The sequence below is a fragment of the Nitrosomonas sp. H1_AOB3 genome (assembly GCF_015709435.1).
GTDB lineage: Bacteria > Pseudomonadota > Gammaproteobacteria > Burkholderiales > Nitrosomonadaceae > Nitrosomonas > Nitrosomonas europaea.
Map to the genome: position 1 here is coordinate 2637554 of NZ_CP054389.1, position 23500 is coordinate 2661053.

Genomic DNA, 23500 nt, shown 5'->3' on the forward strand with positions numbered 1-23500 from the left:
TTGTTATAATCAAAGTAAAAGAAACGGGGCGTAGCGCAGCCTGGTAGCGTACTTGCATGGGGTGCAAGTGGTCGGAGGTTCAAATCCTCTCGCCCCGACCAGTTTTTAAAAAGTCATTTGTCTTTCAAGTTTTAGATTAAATCTGGAAAGAATTTAATTATCTCTAATCTTTGGCGACTGTGTATTTATTCTTACCATAAACGATTTAATCGTTTTAAGGTGGGCTTTCACGGTAGTTGGCCACATTACTCAACTTTCGGGGATGTATTTGAATGCGCATTTTGCTCAGTAATGATGATGGGTATTTTGCGCCAGGTATTGCCAATCTCGCAAAAGTGCTCCTTGAGATTGCAGATGTGACGGTTGTTGCGCCAGAGCGTGATCGTAGCGGGGCAAGCAATTCGCTTACGCTGGATCGCCCGCTCAGCTTGCATAAGTCACATAATGGTTTTTATTACGTAAATGGTACACCGACAGATTGTGTCCATCTCGCTGTAACCGGCATGCTGGATGAATTGCCGGATATGGTGATCTCAGGGATCAACGATGGCGCTAATATGGGGGATGATACGGTTTATTCAGGGACTGTAGCAGCTGCAACCGAGGGCTTTCTGTTAGGATTGCCTTCAATTGCTGTATCCCTGGTGAGTATGTCGCGCGGCAATTTTCCAACAGCAGCCAGGATCGTTGTTGATCTTGTCAAGCGGTTCACAGAAAACAGATTCCATATTCCGATTCTGCTCAATGTGAATGTCCCGGATGTGCCGTACGATGAGTTGCAGGGAGTGGAAGTTACGCGGTTAGGTCGTCGTCATAAAGCGGAATCTGTGATTAAATATCAAACTCCTCGAGGAGAGACAGTATATTGGGTGGGTGCCGCAGGTGCAGCCCAGGATGCAGGTGAGGGAACTGATTTCTTTGCTCTTCAAAATAACCGGGTATCAATAACACCACTACAAATAGATCTGACACGTTACGACCAGATTGGTTATGTCAAGAACTGGCTTACACTTTAGTAATCCCCCGGCGCTAACTGACAAGTTTATTCGCTGGTAATGAAGTCGAGGTTTGTTGAGGTTGTTCGCTCTCGTTATTTCATTAGTGTTAGGTAGAAATAGGAGAATTGGTACGTGAGTGTACGCCATTCTGGTATCGGCATGACATCGCTGCGGACGCGGGTTCGTATGGTCGAACGCTTGCGGGAACAGGGTATTAAAGATGAAGTGGTATTGGCAGCAATGGGTTTTATCCCGCGCCATCTTTTTGTTGAGGCAGCCTTGGCATCTCGGGCATATGAAGATGTTGCGTTACCGATCAATTACGGACAAACCATCTCCAGTCCCTGGATTGTCGGCCGTATGACTGAATTGCTGCGAAATGGTGGCAGTAATTCACTTAGAAAAATCCTGGAAATTGGTACAGGGTGTGGTTATCAGACTGCAGTTCTGGCAAAAATAGCAAGTGAAGTCTATTCGATTGAGCGGATAGGTCCTTTGTTGACACGTACACGTATTCGATTACGTGAATTGGGTATTCTCAATATTCATCTGAAGCATGCTGATGGTATGCGGGGCTTACCGGAAGCAGGGCCGTTCGATGGAATTATGATGACAGCAGTTATACCGGAAATACCGGAGACACTTCTGGAACAATTGGCTATGGGTGGCAGAATGGTATTCCCAAAGGGAAACAGGAAGCAATATCTTTGTGTGATCGATCACACGACCGAAGGTTTTGTTGAAACTATCCTGGATGAGGTGATGTTTGTACCGATACTTCCCGGAACTATCAATAGATAGCAAGGGTCTTCAAAGAATAAAAGCTTATCACCGGTTTCTTTTAGCATCCGGATAATTTTTACAAGGGCTTTACCCGATCATATTCGTGGTATTGAGCCAAATACTCAATGTTCATGCGTCTATTTTCTTTTTTTCTTCTTACCTTATCCTTGGGCGCCTGTGTTTCAAAACCGGATCCGGCACCAGTTGTTGAGCGGTTGCCAGGCAGTTATTCGGGGATATCTGGAGATAATGTAAAGGATTATGAGAGAAAAGAGGTCTATGTTGTGCAAAGTGGCGATACTTTGTATGGTATTGCTCTGAAAAATGGTTTAGATGTCAATCAACTGGCTGAAATGAACGATATTGCAGATCCGAGAGAGCTGCGAGTTGGTCAGAAGCTTTATTTACGGACCCTTGCAGGACAAGGACAGATTCCTGATCAGGAAGATCTTTCTTCGCAGCCCACACTTTTCTCAATTTCTCAACCGGGAGATGTCGGTGTCGCCGGTTATCAGCCTGGCACCTTATCTGATAGGAGTAACTATGAAACGACTGAATCTTTCAAAACAGAGCCAAAAGGAGTTTTACTGCCTTATTCCGATACAGCGCGTGATCAACTGAATAATCAATCCGGCGCTGCTCAAGTTGATTCCGAACCTTATCAAGTCGGTAGTATCAAGGAGCCATCCAAAAATAAATCTGATCAGTCAGCGAATGTAAGAACGAACAATAGCAGTATCAACTGGGGATGGCCGACAAGTGGTCAAATTATTAGCCAGTTTTCTGAGAAATCTAAAGGTGTGGGAATAGGTGGCCAACTTAAACAGGCTGTCCTGGCATCAGCCTCAGGTACTGTTGTCTATAGTGGGAGTGGTTTGCGCGGATATGGTAATTTAATCATTATTAAACATAATGATAGTTATCTGAGTGCTTATGGCCACAATAGCAAGATCTTTGTACATGAAGGTGACAGTGTGTCTAAAGGACAAAAGATTGCTGAGATGGGCAATACCGATGGTGGAGTGGTAAAGCTGCATTTTGAGATACGAGAAAAAGGCAAACCGGTAGATCCGCTTGGCTATTTGCCTACCAGATAACTATTGGTTGTTTTCTGCTCTACTGGATTCGCCGGGGCCTTAATTCAGGAGATCAGATAGTGTTTGCACACTTAACGGCTTATCAAATGATTGTGCTGCTATTTGATGGGTATGGTTTGTACTTTCTAAATCCTCTAAAACAAGGGCTGCATAACTGAAATTTTGCTCCCGAGTATATTCGCTGACAGTGATGATTGTTTTTATGCCGGCTGCCGTAGCCGATTTCAGTCCGTTTTCTGAATCTTCAATAGCGATACAAGCTTCAGCAGGAAGATTAAGTTGGTTAAGTACCCATTCATAAATATCTGGTGCGGGCTTCTTTTTTGAAACGATATCTCCTGCGCCGATTACATCAAACCACTCGAGAGCGCTGTCTCCCAGTGTGCACTGAAGTAAAGTGCTTACATTTTCATAGGTTGTTGTAGTGGCGATTGCAATTTTTATATTGTTTTTTCGTAACTCGTCCAACAACCGTTTGATGCCTGGCCGTAGTGGTATCTTCCCTTCTTTCAGCAGATTCAGAAAATAGTTGGTTTTGGTTTTATGAATCTGTGCAATCCATTCATCAAGATTATTTTTACTAAGTAAAGAAGGTGCATAATTTTCTATATAGAAACGGATGCGTTCCTTGCCACCCGTAATTTGAAGTAAAACGCCATACAGGTCTACGTCCCACTCCCAATCCAGTTGAAATTCATTGAAAGCTTGATTGAAAGCAATTCGGTGTCCATCTCGTTCGGTATCCGCGAGCGTACCGTCTACATCAAAAAGAACTGCAGAAAGAGCCATAGTTTTTTATTGAAGTTATTTACTTGTGAATGAATAGCTGGCCCGACTTAACCGATCAGCAACAGCCAGCCATTCTAAATCATCAGGCGGTGCTTCAACCAGAATCCGCTCGAAATTCGCATCATCGAGTTTACGCAATGTAGCGTATAAATCCTTACCAAATGCTACCGGGTCGTTGGGCATAAGAATATAGTGGAATTTATCGTCCGAATTCAACATGGGGATCAGGTGTATGCTGCGAATGATTACAGCTGTACGTATCCCTTGTTGCAGAAGGTCGAAAGAGCGGGAGAAGAGGGATTCGCTACTTTGGCAGATTTCAAGAGGGGTTGCTGTCGCGTAATGTGATGATAAAGACCCGGGTGTACGTATTTTGTTTTGTGATTTAACTGAGACTTTCTGTTGCAGTAAGTTTTCAATGGATAAAACTGAGATACCGCCAGGGCGCAATATCGTGACATCTTTGTCAATACAACTGACGATAGTACTTTCCAGACCTACTTCACAAGGGCCGCCATCAAGAATTACTTCAATTTTGTCATTAAATGCATTCTTTACATGATCAGCGATTGTGGGGCTGACAAACCCAAAGCGATTGGCAGATGGTGCGGCAAGTGCTTTGCAACTGCCAAGCTGTTCAAGCAGCTTCAGGGCAATGGGATGTCGGGGAATGCGCAATCCTACGGTTTCTTGTCCCCCTGTAACGCTAAGGGGAATATGGTTGCTTTTTGTCAAAATTAACGTTAATGGACCGGGCCAGAAATGTTGGGCCAGTATCCATGCAGTTGCAGGTATATTTTCAGCCCAGAATTCGAGTTCGGATAAATTGGCAAAATGAACGATGAGCGGATGGCTGGAAGGCCTACCCTTGATTTCAAATATTTTTTGGATTGCTTGAGGCTGAGAAATGTCAGCGCCAAGTCCATAAACGGTTTCAGTTGGAAAAGCAACCACATTACCACTGCGCAAGCTCATAACGGCCTGCGTAATCTGCTTGTTTATAAAATCTGGAATTAGATTATCAGTCTGCAACATTAGGGCTGGAGAATGGAAATTTGTACACAAGCATCAATTTTTCTGTATTTCTCAGTAAGTTTAAATTATCAACAATAACAATATATTGGAAAACAATTAACCATTTTAATGTTATGGTTAATTTCTCTTGAGGGATGTGAGTAATTTTTGTGATGGTTGTGGGATGGGTTGATTATTTTAACTGATTGATTTTTTGATATTCTACTGATGCTGCTGGTTGTTTGGATAAAAAAGGGCTTGACTAAAAAGGTCAAGGTGACTAGCCTTTCAGATGTATCTGGCGGAGGTATTGGAGCTTTGCCGGAACAAAACGAGAAATACGGAGTCGAAAATCAAGCGGAGACCATGATGTTATTGTGGTTTCTTTGCGATAGTGAGTGATGAAAAGTTTAGTTTTCATCACTGGTTTTAACAAAATGTGGTGAATAGGAGGATAAAGAGATGGCAACTACGTTAGGAACGAGCAGTGCCTCATCAGTCTCGTCGAGAGGCTATGACATGTCACTGTGGTATGACTCCAAATTTTACAAATTTGGCATGATTACCATGCTTCTGGTGGCGATTTTCTGGGTATGGTATCAGCGTTACTTTGCTTATTCACACGGAATGGACTCGATGGAGCCAGAGTTTGATCGTGTGTGGATGGGGCTGTGGCGTGTACACATGGCGATTATGCCGCTGTTTGCGCTGGTTACCGGGTTGGATTATGAAAACCCGTGATACGAAAGAGCAGCTGGACAACCCGGATCCGAAACTGGAAGTCAAACGCTACTTCTACTACATGATGTGGCTGGGTGTATACATTTTGGTGTTTACTGGGGCGGTAGCTTCTTCACGGAGCAAGATGCTTCCCGGCACCGGTGATTATTCGTGACACCAGTTTCACGCCAAGCCACGTAGTAGTGTTCTACGGATCATTCCCGATGTACATCGTGTGTGTGTGTTGCAACCTACCTGTATGCAATGACCCGTCTGCCACTGTTCAGCCGTGGAATTTCCTTCCCGCTGGTAATGGCAATTGCAGGCCCGCTGATGATTCTGCCTAATGTTGGTCTGAACGAATGGGGTCATGCTTTCTGGTTCATGGAAGAGTTGTTTAGCGCACCGCTGCACTGGGGATTTGTAGTGCTGGGTTGGGCAGGTCTGTTCCAGGTGGTGTTGCAGCTCAGATCATTACCCGTTACTCCAATCTGACTGACGTGATTTGGAATAACCAGAGCAAAGAAATCCTGAACAACCGGGTTGTAGCTTAATCTGGTATGTACTCCGGGCAGAAGTTGCGCTTGGGGTACATTAAAGAGGAAGTCTGGCCGGGTGCTGAAAGTAGCGCCCGGTCAGTCAGAACCAGAGTGCGGTACCTTAGAGGAAAAGAGGAATCGTATGTTACTTTTAAATTATAAGAAGGAGGGCAGGGTGAGTATATTTAGAACGGAAGAAATTCTGAAAGCGGCTAAGATGCCGCCAGAAGCGGTCCATATGTCACGTCTGATTGACGCGGTTTATTTTCCAATTCTGATTGTTTTGCTGGTAGGTACCTACCATATGCACTTCATGCTGCTGGCAGGTGACTGGGATTTCTGGATGGACTGGAAAGATCGTCAATGGTGGCCGGTTGTAACGCCAATCGTGGGGATCACCTACTGTTCGGCAATCATGTATTACTTGTGGGTCAACTACCGCCAACCGTTTGGTGCAACGTTGTGTGTGGTGTGTCTGCTGATTGGTGAGTGGCTGACACGTTACTGGGGATTCTACTGGTGGTCACACTACCCCATCAACTTCGTAACACCGGGCATTATGCTTCCGGGTGCGCTGATGCTGGACTTCACGCTGTATCTGACACGCAACTGGCTGGTGACGGCTCTGGTTGGAGGCGGATTCTTCGGTCTGCTGTTCTATCCGGGTAACTGGCCGATCTTTGGTCCAACGCATCTGCCAATCGTTGTAGAAGGAACACTGTTGTCGATGGCTGACTACATGGGCCATATGTATGTTCGTACAGGTACACCCGAGTATGTTCGTCATATTGAGCAAGGTTCACTGCGTACCTTTGGTGGTCATACCACAGTTATTGCAGCATTCTTCTCTGCGTTCGTATCAATGTTGATGTTCACCGTATGGTGGTATCTTGGAAAAGTTTACTGTACAGCCTTTTCTACGTTAAAGGTAAAGAGGTCGTATCGTACATCGCAATGATGTTACCGCATTCGGTGAAGAAGGCTTTCAGAGGGATCAAATAAAATGGGTATCAAAACCTTTATAAACGGGGAGTGATGGGGCTTTACGGTGTTGCTTATGCAGTAGCCGCATTAGCCATGACAGTAACATTGGATGTCTCGACGGTAGCAGCTCATGGGGAGCGATCCGAGAGCCATTCCTTCGGATGCGTACAGTTCAATGGTATGACATCAAGTGGGGTCCTGAGGTAACCAAAGTTAATGAGAACGCAAAAATCACCGGTAAGTTCCACTTGGCTGAGGATTGGCCACGTGCAGCTGCAAGCCCTGATTTTCCTTCTTTAACGTAGGAAGCCCAAGCCCGGTATTTGTACGTTTGAGTACCAAGATCAATGGCCATCCATGGTTCATTTCAGGTCCTCTGCAAATTGGCCGTGACTATGAGTTTGAAGTCAATCTGCGTGCACGTATTCCGGGACGTCATCACATGCATGCCATGCTGAACGTCAAAGATGCAGGTCCGATTGCTGGGCCAGTGCATGGATGAACATTACCGGAAGCTGGGATGATTTTACCAACCCACTGAAATTATTGACGGGTGAGACAATTGATTCAGAAACCTTCAACTTATCGAACGGTATATTCTGGCACGTTGTCTGGATGTCCATCGGTATTTTCTGGATTGGTGTTTTACAGCACGGCCGATGTTCCTGCCACGTAGTCGTGTATTGCTGGCCTACGGTGATGATCTGTTGATGGATCCGATGGACAAAAAATCACCCTGGTACTTGCCATTCTGACGCTGGCGCTGGTATGGGGTGGATACCGTTATACGGAAAATAAACATCCCTACACGGTACCTATCCGGGCAGGTCAATCCAAAGTGGCAGCATTACCAGTAGCACCCAACCCAGTATCGATTGTCATTACAGATGCTAACTATGACGTACCGGGACGTGCACTGCGTGTCACCATGGAAGTAACCAATAATGGCGACATACCTGTCACATTTGGTGAGTTCACCACGGCAGGCATACGTTTCATCAACTCTACCGGCCGTAAATACTTGGATCCTCAGTATCCTCGTGAACTGATCGCTGTCGGTTTGAATTTCGACGATGAAAGCGCAATTCAACCCGGTCAGACCAAGGAACTGAAAATGGAAGCCAAAGATGCATTGTGGGAAATCCAACGTCTGATGGCGTTGCTGGGTGACCCGGAAAGCCGTTTTGGTGGATTATTGATGTCTTGGGATGCAGAAGGTAATCGCCATATCAACAGTATTGCTGGTCCGGTGATTCCTGTCTTCACCAAACTCTGATAAACAGTACTGAGTACTGAGTATCAGTTGAAAGATACCGGTACATCACTGTCGTAAGGCAGAGGTGTACCGGTTTTATTACACAGTCTTGGTTTTGAACGAAGCATCAATTAGCCTGTCGAATTTAGTATTGCGGATACTGAATTGAAAGGGATTGTAAAATGAGAAGAGAGAGTTTGCTGAAAAGCATGAAGGTGTTGTAAAAAGTACTGGGGGTGTCGTGTTGAAGCAATCCCTGTGCTTGATTGTTACAGCATTTGTTTTGTAATCCTGTGTTCCACAAGTACAGCCAGGGGACATGGTCGTGTATCTTTGGAAGAAGATAACTGTGTGCGTCAGGTAGGCGAGAATATGGTGCACTTGAATACCTATCAGCCCCAATATGATCAGGCGGGGCATTATTGTACAGAGATTCCGGCGGCGGGAGATACTTACACCGTGGTAGATCTGATTGATCCAGCCTTACGCAACATGCCAGTGAGCATGAAAGTATTCAGGGGTGAAGAAAAGGGAGGGAAGCAATTGTTCAGGTAAAAGCCGATTATCACCCTGATGGTGTCATCAATGGAATAGGTAAACTGGACAAGGGGTTATATTCGGTAATGGTGACCGCAGAAGGTGTTCCCCACTGAATTATTATTACCAGCTTCGGGTTGAAATGGTTGATTATGGCAAGCTGGTACGTACCGGGCAGGTCCGGCAGTCGCAATACTGTTTTGGGCTGGTTGATGTATAAACTGGTGCAATCTGGTCGATTGAGAAGCTGGTTCAAATCTCAGGATGATTAAACTGGATCATCCTGCGTCAGCGATGTGATTCACAACAAGAAAATCAAGGAGAGGAGGATGGTTAAATGGTAAAAGGGTGGACAATGACAAGTATCAAGTGGCTTGGAGGGGTACTGCTGGGAATGGTCTGTTCAATCCGGTGCAAGCACATGGTGGGTTATCATTGGCGGAAGATATGTGTAAGCTGACCATTGGTCCTTATACCATGCACTTTACGGGTTATCAGCCTGAAAGCACACAGGAAAAAGAATTCTGTGAAGACATACCGAATATTGGCCGGACAATTGTAGCGCTGGACTACATAGATGAAGCGTTACGTACGATGACGACAGAAGTGCGGATTATTCGTGATACAGGAGCTGAACCGGGTTCAGAAGGAAATCTTGATGAGCTTACTGTTTTTCATTCACCACCGAAGGTATATATGAATGGATCGGTAACTTTTGAACACGATTTTCCTGCGGAAGGGAAGTTCGTGGGACTGGTGACGATCAGAGATAATGGTACCGAGCATATTTCCCGTTTTCCATTTGCTGTAGGCACTGGAGGTAAGCCTGATATGCTGTATATCCTCGGAGCATTAGCCCTTGCAGCAGGTGCCGGCATCTTCTTCTTCAAAAAGAAACAAAATCCTTGAGGATAATTCCCCATACATGTTGCTACCGTATTTTTCTTTCTGATAGACCAAAAATAGGAGGGATATATGGGATCCTGTTGCACTTGTATATCTTTCTCTGACTATATGGTGCCCCGGTTATATATCTGTTTGTTGTTACGTTAGTTGTGGCTTAGTGTTTCCTTGGTATTGATATGGCTGGCTAACAGATACTGTTGCTGCTTTGGGCTATTTCATCGCGCTTAGACAGGCCTAAAAAATTTCGGATAGAAGGTTGAGATACTTACTAAGCTAGTATTAGATGCTTAAGAACCTGTTTACGATCTTTTTGTTATCCCTGATAATGCATGGATGAAAAGAATCGAGTATGCCAGCGATATCAGTAGAGAGAAGTTTGCCGAGATAGAGCTGCTATTGCGCAGCGTACGACGCAGGACCAAGCCCACGAAGGTGGATCTGTACGAGGTGTTCTGCGCGGTGCTGTACCTGCTGCGCACTGGTTGCCAATGGAGATTCCTACCCGGAGAGTTTCCCAAGTGGCAGAGTGTATATGCTTATTGGAGCAAGTGGAGTGAGCCCGACCAGTACGGCGTGAGCGTATTGGAGCGGGCACTCAAAAAATCAGGTTGGCGCGGTCCGAGAGAAACAGGGCGCAACGTTTGCAGCGCGCTCTTGATCATGGACGCGCAGAGCGTGAAAACACAGACACGGCCGACCAGAAAGGTTATGACGCTGGCAAGAAGGTATCGGGTATCAAGCGCCATATCGCTGTCGATACCCAGGGTTTGCCGCATGCTATTGCGGTGACGACGGCGGAAGTGACTGACCGTAAAGGTGCATTGCAAGCTCTGGAGCGCTGCAGGCTGGGCTTGGGGCAAGTACAAAGTTTGCTGTGCGATAGTGGCTATACTGGAGAACCATTCGCTGAAGGCGTGCGAGAAATTCTGGGCGAAGCTGTCACGGTGCAGATTGCCAGGCGCAGTGAACTGCATACCTTCAAAGTTATGCCCAAACGCTGGATCGTCGAGCGTAGTTTCGCCTGGCTGGAGAAGAGCAGAAGATTATGGAAAAACTGCGAGCGTAAGCTCAACACCAGTCTGCAGTTCATTCATCTGGCTTTCCTGGCATTACTACTTAAAAGATCGTAAACAGGTTCTAATACTACAGCCGTATATATTTTATTCGGGAGGAGAGAACCCTCTGCGTTGGTAGTGAGCTTGTCGGGCTCTGTGTTGATGTTTTCTACGCCACACGGACCAGTGCAGCACATGTTCGATAGCCTGGCTGGTGTGCCACAGCAGATGCGATAACAGCTTACGCAACTCGAGCACGCTCAGGGCAATCAGGCCGGGTGTGTGTTTTTTTCTCCCGCACCCGCAGGGCCACCAGCACCGCATGGGCCAGTAGCGCCAGTGTGATGTGGCGATACCAGCCCTGCCAGCGGCGCACCTCGTAATGATCAAGTCCGCACTCGCCTTTGGTGGCCTCAAAGCCGATCTCAATCTCCCAACGTCTGCCAGCGATCTGCACCAAACGCTTGAGCTGAGCCTGCGAGCGCCTGGTATGCACCACATAATAGGCCAACTCCTGATGCTCATCCAGACTGCGCCGCACCAGCAGATAGTGTCCGAAGCGACGCTCCTTCTGTGTCAATTGCAGCCGCCACAGCGGTACCAGCGCCCAGTCGTACAGACGTTCACCTTTGGCTCCAGCGCCTGCCGACAGATGACGCCATGCACGTGCTGGTAGCGCTTGTGCAATCTCCTCGGCTTTCACGTGCTGTGGCCCCTGCCACCACAGCGGTTCACCCGGCTACAGCCAGTACGAAGGCCTGCTCGCGTGACTCCAGCCATACCCGCAGATGCCGGTCTCTACCGTAAACCTCATCGCCTGTGATCCACCCACAGGGCACGCCCACATCCAGCGCTCGCTCGATCATCTTGCGTGCCAGCTGGGGTTTGGTCGCAAATTCCACCTCCTGTGCAATGCCTGCAGCCTCGCAGCGTGAACGATCATCCGTCCACTGGCGCGGAATATAAAGTTCACGGTCGATGAAAGCACTGCCACCCGCGCCGGCATAGCACAAAACACGCCGATCTGGCTGTTCTCGATACGCCCGGCCGTACCGCTGTACTGGCGCTGCACACCAACCGAGTGGGTTCCTTTCTTGACAAAACCTGTCTCATCAACGATCAGCACGCCGTCTGGATCACCCACCTGCTCGACAACGTAATCGCGCAGCACGTCACGCGCCGCATCAGCATCCCACTGTGCGCGTTCCAGCAAATGTTGCACCCCATCGGGTGTTGTCTCGCCCATCCATTCGGCCAGTTGCCAGCCGTTCTTGCGCTCTACCGTGCTCAACAGGCCCTTCAGGTACGCAAGACTGCGTTGGCGTGGCTCGCTGCGCTTGAATAAACTCCCAAGCCGCTCGTGCACTACCTCCAGCTCCTTCGCCCAATCATGTAGTTGTGACATCATACCCAAACCCACCTCATCGTTGATTCAGGCTATATTCTCTCATCATTATCTACGACTGTAGTACTAAGAAGTCAGTGTTGCAAAACTTCTTGAACCTGAGCAATGTCTCCTCTTACTTACCAGAAGTTATCAGGATCAAGCAGATACCAAGAACCATTTTGAGAGGTAGTTTACTGACAGTGAAGATCGTATCAGTTAGCCGTAACTGACTCTCGTGCATATATCTGCCCATCAATAAAGCGGTCGCAGTTGTGGTTGTATCGCAGGCAAAATAGACCCTTCCGGTTATTGGTGTTCGAATGATTACTGATCATACGGATATTATTCGCCTCAAATCATTCTTTCCAGTTTGCGGGGTGAATTTTTTTGCCTACTTCTTTCTCATTTTATAATTCTCTCTTACCGATAATTTTTATACGTCAGGCTAAAGTCAGTAGAAAAAATGCCGATGCCAGTTTTCTGGTTAGCGTGTATTACATCTGGCCAAAAAGGCTCAAGTTGAGAAATCGGGAAGTTTTATTTTTAAATTTTTGAGGGGATTTTGAAATGAAAAAGATTTTTCTGATTCTTGTTATATTTTTTGGATTTAATTTGTCAGTATTAGCTGGGGTAGATATCAATACAGCAAGTCAGGCTGATCTTGAATCGATAAAAGGGTTAGGTCCGGTTAAAGCAAAAGCAATAATTGAATATCGAAACAAATATGGGATGTTCAAGTCGGTGGAAGAACTGGCTAACGTAAAAGGTATAGGAGCTGGAATACTTAAACAACTGGGTGATCAAGTAAGTGTTCAAGAGGGGGCCGTTTTGACCGGAACGAAAGCAGACTGATCAAATTCAGCATTTATAGAAACTGCTTTTTTCTGATTATTATGATTTATCGGGCAGCCAGCACTCCTGATCAAAAATTGTCCGATAAATCTTGTACTCTAGGTCGAATCGACATTTAAAGCCATAAAGTTGCTGCAGCCAGATGTATGAAGGCGGAGAAGTAAATAGCTTTACGGTCATATCTGGTTGAAAGTCTGCGCCAATGCTTGAGTTTGTTGAATGTGCGCTCAATGATATTTCTACATTTATAGATTTCGCGATCATACGTTCTTCGTATTTTGCGGTTTGATCGTGGTGGAATGACAGGCACGGCCTTCATGGAGGCAATGGCGTCGAGAATATTATCGCTGTCGTAGCCTTTATCCGCCAGAACATGCGAAGGCCTGAACCCGCTGATCAGATCAAGAGCTTGCGTGCAATCGTTGCACTGTCCACCCGTCAGTATAAAACGTAAGGGTCGGCCAGAGGCATCGACGCACATATGGATTTTGGTACTCAGACCGCCTCGGGAACGCCCCAAAGCCTCACGCCGCGCCCCCCTTTTCCGCAGGCGGCCTGCTGATGAGCGCGCACGATCGTGCTGTCGATCATAATATATTGATTGTCCGGGTCTTCGGTCAAAACATCGAATATCTTTTCCCAAATACCGGCCTGTGCCCACCGCGTAAAGCGTTTGTGAGCAGTTTTCCATTTGCCATACCGCTCCGGCAGGTCATGCCAGTGCGCACCAGAGCGTAAAACCCATAAAACACCATTTATAAACAATAGATTATCCGCGCCATGTCGGCCACGATCCCCAATTTTACCCGGTATAAACGGCTCTATTCGACGCCATTGCTCCCTGTTCAATTCATAGCGTTTCATACATTCCTCACTGAAAATGTTAAACCTCTTTCAGTAAAGCAAAAATTATAGATGTTGGAAATCCGTAAATGTCGATTTGCCTTAGTGTAATACCCCAATGAGTGCCTTTGTACCCAACGTTTGGTGAGGATGTCGGGTGTTGTTGTAAAGGCAGATTCTAGTTACCAATTACTCGACTGATGTGCTGCACTTTCGAAGTGGTATTCGTACACATATTGCGCCTTCAATGTCCAGTTATCCACTTCACCATTCTGTTCTGCTGTGGGTAGTACTGTGTGATGAACTCCTACTTCAGCCCGTAACTCCTTATCCAGCCGGGTGTAGGCCTGACCGAACACCAAACTGTTGTCTGAGCGTAGAGAGGGCTTCCTGACACGTCCAAGCGTGCCATACCGGCAGATCAAGTGTAATCCCCCATTTATAACGGGTTCCAAAAGTAGAGATCAGGTTACTATGGCCGACTTCTATTTCGGAGTGACGCTTCCCCAATATGCGGCACAGATCGGTCGCTCAGCGCTGATCAGACCGGCTCGCTACTGACGGTAGTGCCTTGATGGGGCGGCGATAATAGAGGGTTATACACCGAAGCACATCAAACTAGGACATGTTAACACTATTTTTGTTAGAATTACCGAATGGAAATATCTGCATTGCAATTCAAGCTTATTGAAAATCTACTGCCGATACAACGGGGTAACGTCACACTCTCGAATTTGGAAGTGCTCAACGCGATTTTGTATGTTGCAGAGCACGGCTGTAAGTGGCGTGGTCTGCCTGTGAAATTCGGCAATTGGCACAGCATTTACACGCGCGCCAACCGTTGGGCCAAGAATGGCGTCCTGGATCGGGTTTTCCTCGCACTCCAGCAAAACAAGCTGATACAGCTGGAAGTGGATCACATGTCGCTGGATAGTACGATAGTCAAAGTCCATCCTGATGGTACTGGTGCACTAAAAAAAACGGTGTTCAAGCTATCGGTCAATCACGAGGGGGCTGGACTACCAAAATTCATCTGGTCGCGGCAGATGCCAGAACCGCGGTAGTGTTTTCGTTATCCCCCGGCCAGGCCGGTGATGCGCCAGAAGGGCGAAAATTGCTGAAAACCCTGGAGAATAAGGGATTCTCTGACACTCACGTGATCATGGATAAAGCGTACGAAGGGGATGAAACCCGACAGTTGGTACTTGATCTGGGGATGATTCCAGTGGTGCCGCCAAAAGCAAATCGTGTGTCGCCCTGGGAGTACAACGTTGAAATGTACAAAAAGCGTAATGAGGTGGAACGGCTGTTTCGTCGCCTGAAGAGATTCAGAAGAATCTTCTCTCGCTTTGACAAGTTGGATTCAGTTTTCCGATTCTTCATCCATTTCGCTCTGATTGTAGATCACCTAATTAGTGTTAACAGGCCCTAGCTGTTTAGTCCCACTTTGTGATGGTATGGATTGATGATAAAACGTTCAGGTTCGTTTTGCCAGCATTTGATGATGTATTCGTAAGGTGTGAGTCCTCGTAAGGTTTTGAGTCGCCTGGCGAAGTTGTAGGCATTCAGGAAGCTGTAAAGATGCTCTCGCAACTGTTGATGATTTTCATAATGATAGCGTTTGACGGTTGCTTCCTTGAGGGTGCGGTTCATGCGTTCGACTTGACCATTGGTCCAGGGGTGATTTGGCTGGGTCAGGCGATGTTCCGTACCATTTTCCAGGCAGACACGGTCGAAGATATGCAAGAAAGCATGCCTGTCTGTTTTGCGGTGGGTGAACTGGATGCCGTTGTCTGTGAGGATAGTATGGATTTTATAGGGTACGGCGGCGATGAGATTGCGCAGGAACTGCGCTGCTTCCATCTTGCCGTACTTGGGCAGTAATTCAGCATAAGCGAACTTGCTGGTTCGGTCGATGGCGACGAATAGATACAGTTTGCCTTCTTCTGTCCGTACTTCGGCAATGTCGATATGGAAATAGCCGATGGGATATTGGGCGAACTTTTTCTGGCAGGTTTCTCGCCTTCCACCTCCGGTAAGCGGCTGATGTTGTGGCGCTGGAACAGGCGATGCAGTGATGATCGGGTCAGGGTGGGAATGCTGCTTTGCAAGGCGTAAAGGCAGTCATCCAACGGCAGCAGCGTGTGTTTGCGAAAGGCTACACAAGCGGCTTCCTGTTCTAGTGTCAGAACCGTGGAACGCGGTTCTTTCGGACCCATCCTGGCATCATGCGTAAAGTTGCGTTTCTTCCATTTCGCCACCGTCTTGGGGTTGATGGCGTAGCGCTCTGCCAGTGTGATCAGGCTCTCTTGACTATGTTGTATCGCTCGACGCACCGCCGCTGTCGTGCGGGCGCTCCCGTGTAATATCTGTCCCATAATTCCTCCTGTGTCGGTAGCAAATCATACAATACACCATCACAAAGTGGGACTAAACACCTAGCAGCACAGCTGGCTGACACTCGGGATTCCTCCTTTTCTTAAGCCCTGTTGCACTCGGTTGATCAGCTTTTATTCTTGCGCAGCGGTAATCCTCCCGAAAAAAGAACGGTCTTAAAGGTAGAATTTTCTAACAACAGTATTTAGGGAATTTTGCATGAAGATCTCGCGCTTTACCGATAGTGAAATTATTGCCATCCTCAAGCAGGCCGAAGCTGGTACGCCAGTGCCGGAGCTGTGCCGAGAGCACGACATGAGCAGTGCTACGTTTTATAAATGGCGTGCCAAATACGGCGGGATGGATGCGGGCTTGATGTCACGGATGAAGGAGCTGGAAGCGGAGAACGCTCGCTTGAAGAAGATGTACGCAGAGGAACGACTCAAGGCCGAAATCCTGAAGGAAGCCATTGAAAAAAAGTGGTGAAGCCATCTCACCGCCGTGAGATGGCACAACGGACGGTCAAGCAGTACGCAGCCAGTATTCGCCTGGCCTGCGATGCGTTTGGCATCAGTGAGAAATGCTATCGCTATCAGGCCAAGTTAAGCAGTACCAATCAGCAAATTGCCGACTGGCTGCTTCGGTTGACACACGACCAACGGAACTGGGGATTCGGCCTGTGCTATTTGTACCTGCGTAACGTCAAAGGTTTTAAATGGAACCACAAGCGGATATATCGTATTTACCGAGAACTGGAGCTGAACATTGCGCATTAAGCCTCGCAAACGCTTGGTACGTGAGCAGCCTGAGCCCTTGGCGGTGCCGTACGCGCCCAATGAAATCTGGTCTATGGACTTTATGCATGACCAGTTGGTCGACGGTCGCAGCATCCGATTGTTCAATGTCATCGACGACTACAATCGCGAAGGCTTCTGTATTGACGTCGACTTCTCACTGCCCGCATTACGGGTGATTCGCTCGCTTGAACAAATTATGGAGTGGCGTGGAAAGCCCAAAATAATTCGCTGTGACAATGGCCCGGAATACGCCAGTTCGTTGCTGATGAGCTGGGCTGAAAAGCGCCACATTAAATTGCAATTTATTCAGCCCGGCAAGCCGCAGCAGAACGCATATATCGAACGCTATAACCGTACAGTGCGCTATGACTGGCTCGCACATCATTTGTTCGATTCGGTTGCGAATGTCCAGGACTTCGCCACGCGCTGGCTCTGGACTTACAATCACGAACGGCCAAATATGGCCTTAGGCGGCATCACACCCATTCAAAAAATGGCATTGGCCGCTTAGCCTCTACTTCTAACAACCGTTAAAAATGGGAGAATTACCCAGCAAGGTATCCAGCTTTTTCGGGCGCGTGATTCCAGTATTGCCTCACCTCGCCATAGGCTTCCTGCAACTTCTTGATCTCGTGCTCGTACTGTTCGCGTACATCCTTGGGGAATAATACTGAGCAAAAAATACTGGGTCATTACAGTTGCATGGATACCCGCCAGTCTGTATCAACATATCTGCTTACCCCGCATAATTCGATGAATCGTATTGATGACATCTTGATCGGGTTAGTCTTTTAATTCATATCCCTGTGTCGATTCTTATACTCCTTAAATGCTGAATGTTGCAGCACACTTGATTTAGGCGAGAGGCTCGTTACTGATGAATCCAGTACGAAAATTTTTGAAGGTTCACTATCAACAGCGTTATCTTTAGAGGAAAAGAAAAGTTTCTTCAGTAGCAAGAAATATAAAATCAGATGTGGGAAGAGCAATATGACAGGCAAATGTTATTGTCGATACCGAAGCGGGTGGCTGGTATGTTGCGAAATATGCTGCTGGATTTGCGCGGTAAAGAAGTCAAAACTTTACATTGATTGATAGTGTTGTGAATCTGCATATAAAGTTTTCAGAAATTTAATGAGCGTCGGGTTTTTTATCAGAGGTAGTCATGAATCAGTTAAGCAAGTGGGTAGGTTGGTCACTGTTTTCCCTGCTGGGTGCGGCAGCTTTCGGTGTCATTGCCCTTAACCGGGGTGAATCGATTAGTGCAATCTGGATTATTATTGCGGCAGTGTGTGTGTATTTGATCGCCTTTCGTTTCTATAGTCAGTTCATTGCCAATCGGGTATTGAAGCTGGATACAACGCGTATGACTCCAGCATATAAGCACAATGATGGACTGGATCATGTTCCAACCAATAAATATGTATTGTTCGGGCATCATTTTGCTGCGATTGCCGGAGCCGGGCCACTGGTTGGGCCGATTTTGGCAGCACAAATGGGGTATTTGCCGAGTATGTTGTGGCTGCTTGCTGGAGTCGTATTCGCCGGTGCAGTGCAGGATTTCATCGTACTGTTCATATCGATGAGGCGTAATGCCCGGTCACTCGGTGATCTGATCAAATCCGAACTGGGGCATGTTCCCGGTATGATCGCATTGTTCGGTGCGTTCTTCATCATGCTGATTTTACTTGCCGTATTGTCGCTGATTGTCGTCAAGGCATTGGCTGAATCACCATGGGGGACATTCACCGTTGCAGCGACGATCCCTATCGCAATGTTCATGGGGATTTATTCGCGTTATTTCCGGCCGTGTGCGATTGCTGAGATATCGCTGATCGGATTTACGTTGCTGATTCTGTCGATCGTAGCCGGCCAGTACGTTCAGGAAGATCCCGCATGGGCAGCGGTATTCTCGGCAACCGGCGAACAACTGACCTGGGTATTGATCGGCTATGGCTTTGTTGCTTCAGTATTACCAGTATGGTTATTGCTGGCGCCACGCGATTATCTGTCGACTTTTCTTAAAATTGGCACAATCGTTGGTTTGGCAATCGGTGTCATTATTCTTTCACCGGAATTGAAAATGCCTGCGCTGACACAATTCATTGATGGTTCAGGCCCGGTCTGGTCGGGTGATCTGTTTCCGTTCCTGTTCGTGACAGTAGCCTGTGGTGCGGTTTCCGGTTTCCATTCGTTGATCGCATCCGGCACTACACCCAAAATGATCCAGAATGAAACTGATGCACGTTTCATTGGTTACGGCGCAATGTTGATGGAATCGTTTGTCGCGATCATGGCGCTGGTTGCCGCAGCAGCACTTGAGCCCGGTATTTATTTTGCCATGAATAGTCCGGCGGCGATCATCGGCACTACGGTGGAATCGGCTGTACAAACGATTTCCCAGTGGGGGTTCCATATCACTCCGGAAATGATCACACAAACTACACAGAACGTCGGTGAACACAGCATCATCTCGCGAACGGGCGGTGCGCCAACGCTGGCGGTGGGTATGGCGCAGATTTTGTCGGGAGTGATCGGTGATACTGCGATGATGGCGTTCTGGTATCACTTTGCTATTTTATTTGAAGCATTATTTATTCTGACGGCGGTTGATGCCGGGACGCGTGCCGGGCGTTTTATGTTGCAGGATCTGCTCGGTTCATTCATTCCGGCGATGAAACGGACTGATTCGCTGACAGCAAGCCTGATAGCTACGGGTATCTGTGTATCCGGCTGGGGGTATTTTCTGTATCAGGGCGTGATCGATCCATTGGGGGGTATCAATACCCTGTGGCCGCTGTTCGGAATCGCCAACCAGATGCTTGCCGGTATCGCACTGATCCTGTGCACGTGTGTGCTGTTCAGGATGAAGCTCGATCGCTTTGCCTGGATTACAGTGATTCCGGCAGTATGGGTTTGCATTTGTACGCTGACTGCCGCCTGGCAAAAAATATTTCATGATAATCCGCGTATCGGTTTTCTCGCCCATGCGGAAAAATATCAGGAGGCAGTGACACAAGATATCGTGCTGGCACCTGCCAAGTCGATCGGGCAAATGCAACAGGTTATATTTAATGATTATATCAACGTTACACTGACAGCATTGTTCATGGCGGTGCTCATCAGCATACTGATGTTCGGTATTCGAACTATTCTGCAGGCACGCATTATTCATCATCCGACGACTCGGGAAGCACCGTTCGAACTGTTACCTGCTTATGCATCTATTGAGAAATAATCGGGAGGAATTGCAATGATCAATAATCAAATAAAGCACGTCTGGCAACGGTTTTCGCAAAGTTTTCGCCTGATGGTAGGTGTGCCGGAATATAGAGTTTATGTCGAGCACATGAGAAGTGCACATCCTGAACAGACGATCATGTCGCAAGAAGAATTCTTTCGTGAGCGTCTGGAAGCACGTTATGGTAGCAAAGGCAGGCTTAATCGCTGCTGCTGATTGGCACCTCAATGACTCTGGCCTCTCCCTCGACCTGTTTCCGAATGTTCAGCCGCTGGTTGAAAGCAGGCGAACTATGCAAGATGTGAGAGATCTGGAGGAGTAAGGTGGAATCGATTTCACGGAATACTTTATCGACGGTACCTTCACGGTGATAAAAAAGAGCTCCAAAATCAGGAAGATTAAGCGAGACAAAGATACGAAGCTCATGGTTATTGCAGATGTTGCTGTCTTCCACTTACCGTGCGCACAGCTTCTGCTTCGCCACATGAAGTTACCCTTGTGAAGCGACGCTTGCTGAGACCATTACGTGGGATGGCCCTGATGAATTATGGAGGATCGTGCCTGCGGCAATTATCCGCTTGATCAGTAAGTTGACAGCCCAGGGAATCGAGCTGATTGCCCCGTACCGGAAGAATCGTGTCCGTTGGGCAACTCAGGATGGTCGTTCACTCGAGCGTTGCCAGCAGTACCCCATTGTCCCCATTTCCCAACCCGGCTGATTTCTGAAACATTGTATAGTCGGATCTATAGTTTCTCAGGGGATTTCTGACGGTGAATCAGTGTTAATCGGGATTTACAGTCTTGCATTTGTATTCGGCGCGCTCTGGTTGCAACAGCAGTCGGTTCTGCCGGAATTTTATTGGGCAATCGGGCTGATACCAGTAGCGTTGGGGGTGCTGGTTCTTCTTCGATTTCAGACTCGCTTTTCTATACTGGCAGGTAGAGGTCTTTTGCTTGCTGTCATGCTGGGTGCCGGTTTTTTCTGGGCAGCGTTATGGGCGCAGGTCAGGCTGGCGGATGATCTTCCTTCTGCTTGGGAAGGGCAGGATATTACGGTGATCGGGGTGGTTACGGAAATGCCGCAACTTACCCGGCAAAGTATGCGTTTCCGGTTCGAGGTCGAGCGAGTGTTGACGCCAGATGCTGCGGTGCCAGCCCATGTTCAGCTTTCCTGGTATCGCGATGGCAGGCGTGACGAAGGAAATTTGCCTCGAATCACGGCAGGTGAACGCTGGCAGTTGACTGTCCGGTTGAAGCGTCCGCATGGCAGTGCCAATCCGCATGTTCCGGATTATGAAGCCCGGTTGCTTGAACGGAATGTGCGTGCAACAGGATATGTGCGGGCAGGGGGGAGCAACAAACGGCTCGAGGTTCAGGAGATTCATCCGGTTTATTTGTTCGAGCGCAAACGGGATGAAATTCGCAGTCAGTTTCAACATTATCTGGCAGGTTATCCGTATGCAGGGGTGCTGATTGCACTGACAGTGGGTGATCAGCAGGCTATTCCATCGGAACAGTGGGAAACTTTTACCCGTACCGGTACTAGCCACCTCATGGCGATTTCCGGTTCGCACATTACGTTGCTGGCCGGGATGGTATTTCTACTGGCGTACCGGGCCTGGCGATATGCTGGTCTGGCATTATGGCTGCCTGCCCGCAAGTTTGCGCTGGTATGCGGGTTGATTGTCGCAATCGGCTATGCGCTGCTGGCTGGTTTTGCTGTGCCTGTGAGGCGCGCACTGTTCATGATGGCGATTATCGTGGTGGCATTCTGGAGAAATCAGCGTGTGCGCACGTTGCCAGTGTTGGGATGGGTGTTGTTACTGGTTGTGGTGCTGGATCCCTGGTCGGTGATTGCGCCGGGTTTCTGGCTGTCTTTTGCGGCGGTTGCGCTGATTTGTCTGGTTATATCAGGCCGGATTGGTCGGCCGGGGGTGGTAGCTGGCTGGATGCGTATCCAGTGGGCTATTACGCTCGGTTTGTTTCCGCTGCTATTGATTCTGTTTCAGCAGATTTCACTGATATCGCCCATCGCCAATGCTGTGGCGATTCCAGTGATTACCTTCATCATCGTACCGCTGACACTGCTGGCGACTATCCCGGGGCTGGAATTCCTGTTGCTGATTGCTCATCCCGTTCTTCAGATTACGATGGCGGTGTTGCAATGGCTGGGAGAGCTTCCTTTGGCAACATGGCAGCAGCAGGCGCCGCCTTTGTGGGCTGTGATTGCGGCCACTCTCGGCGTGGTATGGTTGTTACTGCCAGGTGGGCCGGGGCTGGGTGTATCAGCGGGTTTTCCTGCACGCTGGCTGGGAATCCTGGCAGGGGTACCATTATTTCTGATTTCCCCAGAAAAACCGGCCGAGGGAGAACTCTGGCTGACAGTGCTGGATGTGGGGCAGGGGTTATCAGTGGTGGTACGTACCCGCAACCATACTTTGCTTTACGATACCGGGCCGGGGTATGGTGAAAATGACAGCGGGAAGTATGTGGTTCTGCCGTTTTTGCGAGGGGAGGGCGTACAGGCGCTCGATATGATGATTGTCTCCCATGTCGACTCGGATCATAGCGGTGGGGCATTGTCGGTACTGAAGAGAATAAAGACAGATGTACTGCTGACTTCAATTGAAGATAATCATCCGATTCGTCAGGCTGTTCCCGATAATCGCCATTGTCTTGCAGGCGATGCGTGGTGGTGGGACGGAGTTTATTTCGAAATCCTGCACCCGGTCAAACCAGATACTTTGATTCGTAAACGTAAAACCAATGAATCAAGTTGTGTACTCAAAGTGACAACCTCGCATGGCAGTGTATTGCTGCCGGGAGACATCGGTCGGGTAACGGAAGAAGATTTGTTGCAACGTTATGCTCGTGAGCTTGCGTCCAGTGTGCTGATCGTGCCGCATCATGGCAGCCGATCATCGTCATCAGAGGTATTCGTGCGACAGGTTGATCCTGATCATGCCATCTTTACAGTGGGGTATCGCAGCCGGTTCGGGCATCCGCATGCAGAAATAGTCGAACGGTATCTTGAGCACGGCAGCCGCTTGTACCGCAGTGATCATGACGGTGCAGTACTGTTACGCTTTGTCAGCGGTAATATCACAGCTGATACGTGGAGAAGGCTCAATCGCCGTTTCTGGCATGATGAATGGCCTTCAGCAGACAGGGAGGATTGAATATTTTCCCGGATTCCCAGTGTGGCAGACTTTTCACTGATATGCCCGATATATATATGTCGTATGCATCGATGTTGCAATAGCAGCTGGAAACATCCCCTTCCGGTCTGTAGGAAAAATTCCTACAAGCTTTCCAGTCAAATTCCTA

Annotated in this window: 20 protein-coding genes, 1 tRNA gene and 5 pseudogenes; 18 read left to right on the forward strand and 8 right to left on the reverse strand. The window is 48.0% G+C overall.

All coding sequences use genetic code 11. The annotated features are described in order from the left end of the window. The first annotated feature begins 24 nt into the window (after positions 1–24). The 4 genes from HRU73_RS12355 to HRU73_RS12370 all read left to right on the forward strand — a co-directional run bounded on the left by HRU73_RS12355 (position 25) and on the right by HRU73_RS12370 (position 2878). Positions 25–101: transfer RNA gene (locus HRU73_RS12355), tRNA-Pro, on the forward strand. Between the two features lie 171 nt (positions 102–272). Continuing rightward, positions 273–1016, forward strand: a complete 744-nt coding sequence (gene surE, locus HRU73_RS12360; RefSeq protein WP_011111559.1) for a 5'/3'-nucleotidase SurE — start codon at positions 273–275, stop codon at positions 1014–1016. A 114-nt stretch (positions 1017–1130) separates the two neighbouring features. Beyond that, the gene (locus HRU73_RS12365) at positions 1131–1799 is read left to right on the forward strand and encodes a protein-L-isoaspartate(D-aspartate) O-methyltransferase (RefSeq protein ID WP_276679642.1); all 669 of its coding nucleotides are present in this window, start codon (positions 1131–1133) and stop codon (positions 1797–1799) included. A gap of 107 nt (positions 1800–1906) precedes the next feature. Next, on the forward strand, positions 1907–2878 hold the full coding sequence (locus HRU73_RS12370; protein WP_287398853.1) for a peptidoglycan DD-metalloendopeptidase family protein: 972 nt from the start codon (positions 1907–1909) through the stop codon (positions 2876–2878). Positions 2879–2917: 39 nt separating this feature from the next. Here HRU73_RS12370 and HRU73_RS12375 read toward each other — a convergent pair whose 3' ends face one another. Beyond that, positions 2918–3667, reverse strand: coding sequence for an HAD family hydrolase (locus HRU73_RS12375; protein ID WP_287398854.1), 750 nt, complete (start codon positions 3665–3667; stop codon positions 2918–2920). 15 nt (positions 3668–3682) lie between these two features. Then, positions 3683–4702 (reverse strand): L-threonylcarbamoyladenylate synthase, encoded by a 1020-nt coding sequence (locus HRU73_RS12380; protein ID WP_011111555.1) that lies wholly within the window; start codon positions 4700–4702, stop codon positions 3683–3685. A gap of 207 nt (positions 4703–4909) precedes the next feature. On the opposite strand from HRU73_RS12380, the gene HRU73_RS12385 reads away from it, so the two are divergent. From HRU73_RS12385 to HRU73_RS12420, 7 genes and pseudogenes are all read left to right on the forward strand, one after another. Beyond that, a complete protein-coding gene (locus HRU73_RS12385) occupies positions 4910–5083 on the forward strand; it encodes a hypothetical protein (protein WP_158297462.1) in 174 nt (57 codons plus the stop codon). Positions 5084–5143: 60 nt separating this feature from the next. After that, a pseudogene (locus tag HRU73_RS12390) lies at positions 5144–5955 on the forward strand (methane monooxygenase/ammonia monooxygenase subunit C). Positions 5956–6115: 160 nt separating this feature from the next. After that, the gene (locus HRU73_RS12395; RefSeq protein ID WP_287398855.1) at positions 6116–6898 is read left to right on the forward strand and encodes a methane monooxygenase/ammonia monooxygenase subunit A; all 783 of its coding nucleotides are present in this window, start codon (positions 6116–6118) and stop codon (positions 6896–6898) included. Positions 6899–7085: 187 nt separating this feature from the next. Beyond that, positions 7086–8200 (forward strand): annotated as a pseudogene (locus HRU73_RS13565) (methane monooxygenase/ammonia monooxygenase subunit B). A gap of 330 nt (positions 8201–8530) precedes the next feature. Next, the gene (locus tag HRU73_RS12410) at positions 8531–8734 is read left to right on the forward strand and encodes a hypothetical protein (RefSeq protein ID WP_287398856.1); all 204 of its coding nucleotides are present in this window, start codon (positions 8531–8533) and stop codon (positions 8732–8734) included. 330 nt (positions 8735–9064) lie between these two features. Then, a complete protein-coding gene (locus HRU73_RS12415) occupies positions 9065–9625 on the forward strand; it encodes an LPXTG cell wall anchor domain-containing protein (RefSeq protein WP_287398857.1) in 561 nt (186 codons plus the stop codon). Between the two features lie 330 nt (positions 9626–9955). Next, positions 9956–10752, forward strand: a protein-coding gene (locus tag HRU73_RS12420; RefSeq protein ID WP_287398858.1) for an IS5 family transposase whose coding sequence is annotated in 2 segments (ribosomal slippage) — positions 9956–10301 and positions 10301–10752 — 798 coding nt in all. Because the reading frame shifts where the segments join, the coding sequence is not laid out codon by codon here. A 166-nt stretch (positions 10753–10918) separates the two neighbouring features. Here the strand turns inward: HRU73_RS12420 and HRU73_RS13480 are convergent. Further along, complete coding sequence (locus HRU73_RS13480; protein WP_353765051.1) at positions 10919–11380, reverse strand: transposase; 462 nt, start codon at positions 11378–11380, stop codon at positions 10919–10921. Positions 11381–11408: 28 nt separating this feature from the next. After that, positions 11409–12085 (reverse strand): annotated as a pseudogene (locus HRU73_RS13485) (IS701 family transposase). 546 nt (positions 12086–12631) lie between these two features. Here HRU73_RS13485 and HRU73_RS12430 point away from each other — a divergent pair. Then, positions 12632–12916 carry a ComEA family DNA-binding protein gene (locus HRU73_RS12430; protein WP_287398859.1) on the forward strand — a complete coding sequence of 95 codons (285 nt, stop codon included), beginning with the start codon at positions 12632–12634 and terminating at the stop codon, positions 12914–12916. 115 nt (positions 12917–13031) lie between these two features. On the opposite strand, the gene HRU73_RS13490 is transcribed toward HRU73_RS12430, so the two are convergent. Continuing rightward, positions 13032–13780 (reverse strand): IS5-like element ISNeu3 family transposase gene (locus HRU73_RS13490; RefSeq protein ID WP_144039593.1). Its coding sequence is split into 2 segments (ribosomal slippage): positions 13032–13450 and positions 13450–13780, totalling 750 coding nucleotides; the frame shifts between segments, so codons are not numbered across the junction. Between the two features lie 161 nt (positions 13781–13941). Next, the gene (locus HRU73_RS12445) at positions 13942–14214 is read right to left on the reverse strand and encodes a hypothetical protein (protein WP_287398860.1); all 273 of its coding nucleotides are present in this window, start codon (positions 14212–14214) and stop codon (positions 13942–13944) included. 201 nt (positions 14215–14415) lie between these two features. Between HRU73_RS12445 and HRU73_RS12450 the strand changes: the two genes are divergently transcribed. Next, positions 14416–15191 (forward strand): IS5 family transposase gene (locus HRU73_RS12450; RefSeq protein WP_287398861.1). Its coding sequence is split into 2 segments (ribosomal slippage): positions 14416–14731 and positions 14731–15191, totalling 777 coding nucleotides; the frame shifts between segments, so codons are not numbered across the junction. Here the strand turns inward: HRU73_RS12450 and HRU73_RS12455 are convergent. After that, positions 15188–16137, reverse strand: a pseudogene (locus HRU73_RS12455) (IS481 family transposase). The gene HRU73_RS12450 and the pseudogene HRU73_RS12455 sit on opposite strands and share 4 nt — an antisense overlap. A 217-nt stretch (positions 16138–16354) precedes the next feature. On the opposite strand from HRU73_RS12455, the pseudogene HRU73_RS12460 reads away from it, so the two are divergent. The 3 genes and pseudogenes from HRU73_RS12460 to HRU73_RS12470 all read left to right on the forward strand — a co-directional run bounded on the left by HRU73_RS12460 (position 16355) and on the right by HRU73_RS12470 (position 20389). After that, positions 16355–17443: pseudogene (locus tag HRU73_RS12460) on the forward strand (IS3 family transposase). Between the two features lie 654 nt (positions 17444–18097). After that, positions 18098–20170: a carbon starvation CstA family protein gene (locus tag HRU73_RS12465; RefSeq protein ID WP_287398862.1), complete on the forward strand. Its 2073-nt coding sequence runs from the start codon at positions 18098–18100 to the stop codon at positions 20168–20170. Between the two features lie 15 nt (positions 20171–20185). Next, on the forward strand, positions 20186–20389 hold the full coding sequence (locus tag HRU73_RS12470; RefSeq protein ID WP_281870942.1) for a YbdD/YjiX family protein: 204 nt from the start codon (positions 20186–20188) through the stop codon (positions 20387–20389). On the opposite strand, the gene HRU73_RS12475 is transcribed toward HRU73_RS12470, so the two are convergent. Further along, complete coding sequence (locus tag HRU73_RS12475) at positions 20373–20627, reverse strand: hypothetical protein (protein WP_287398863.1); 255 nt, start codon at positions 20625–20627, stop codon at positions 20373–20375. The genes HRU73_RS12470 and HRU73_RS12475 overlap by 17 nt on opposite strands. 103 nt (positions 20628–20730) lie before the next feature. Between HRU73_RS12475 and HRU73_RS12480 the strand changes: the two genes are divergently transcribed. Both HRU73_RS12480 and HRU73_RS12485 read left to right on the forward strand, forming a co-directional pair. Beyond that, entirely contained in the window at positions 20731–20892 is a 162-nt protein-coding gene (locus tag HRU73_RS12480) for a hypothetical protein (RefSeq protein ID WP_287398864.1), read from the forward strand. A gap of 60 nt (positions 20893–20952) precedes the next feature. Beyond that, positions 20953–23352 (forward strand): DNA internalization-related competence protein ComEC/Rec2, encoded by a 2400-nt coding sequence (locus HRU73_RS12485; RefSeq protein ID WP_287398865.1) that lies wholly within the window; start codon positions 20953–20955, stop codon positions 23350–23352. The last annotated feature ends 148 nt before the right edge of the window (positions 23353–23500 follow it).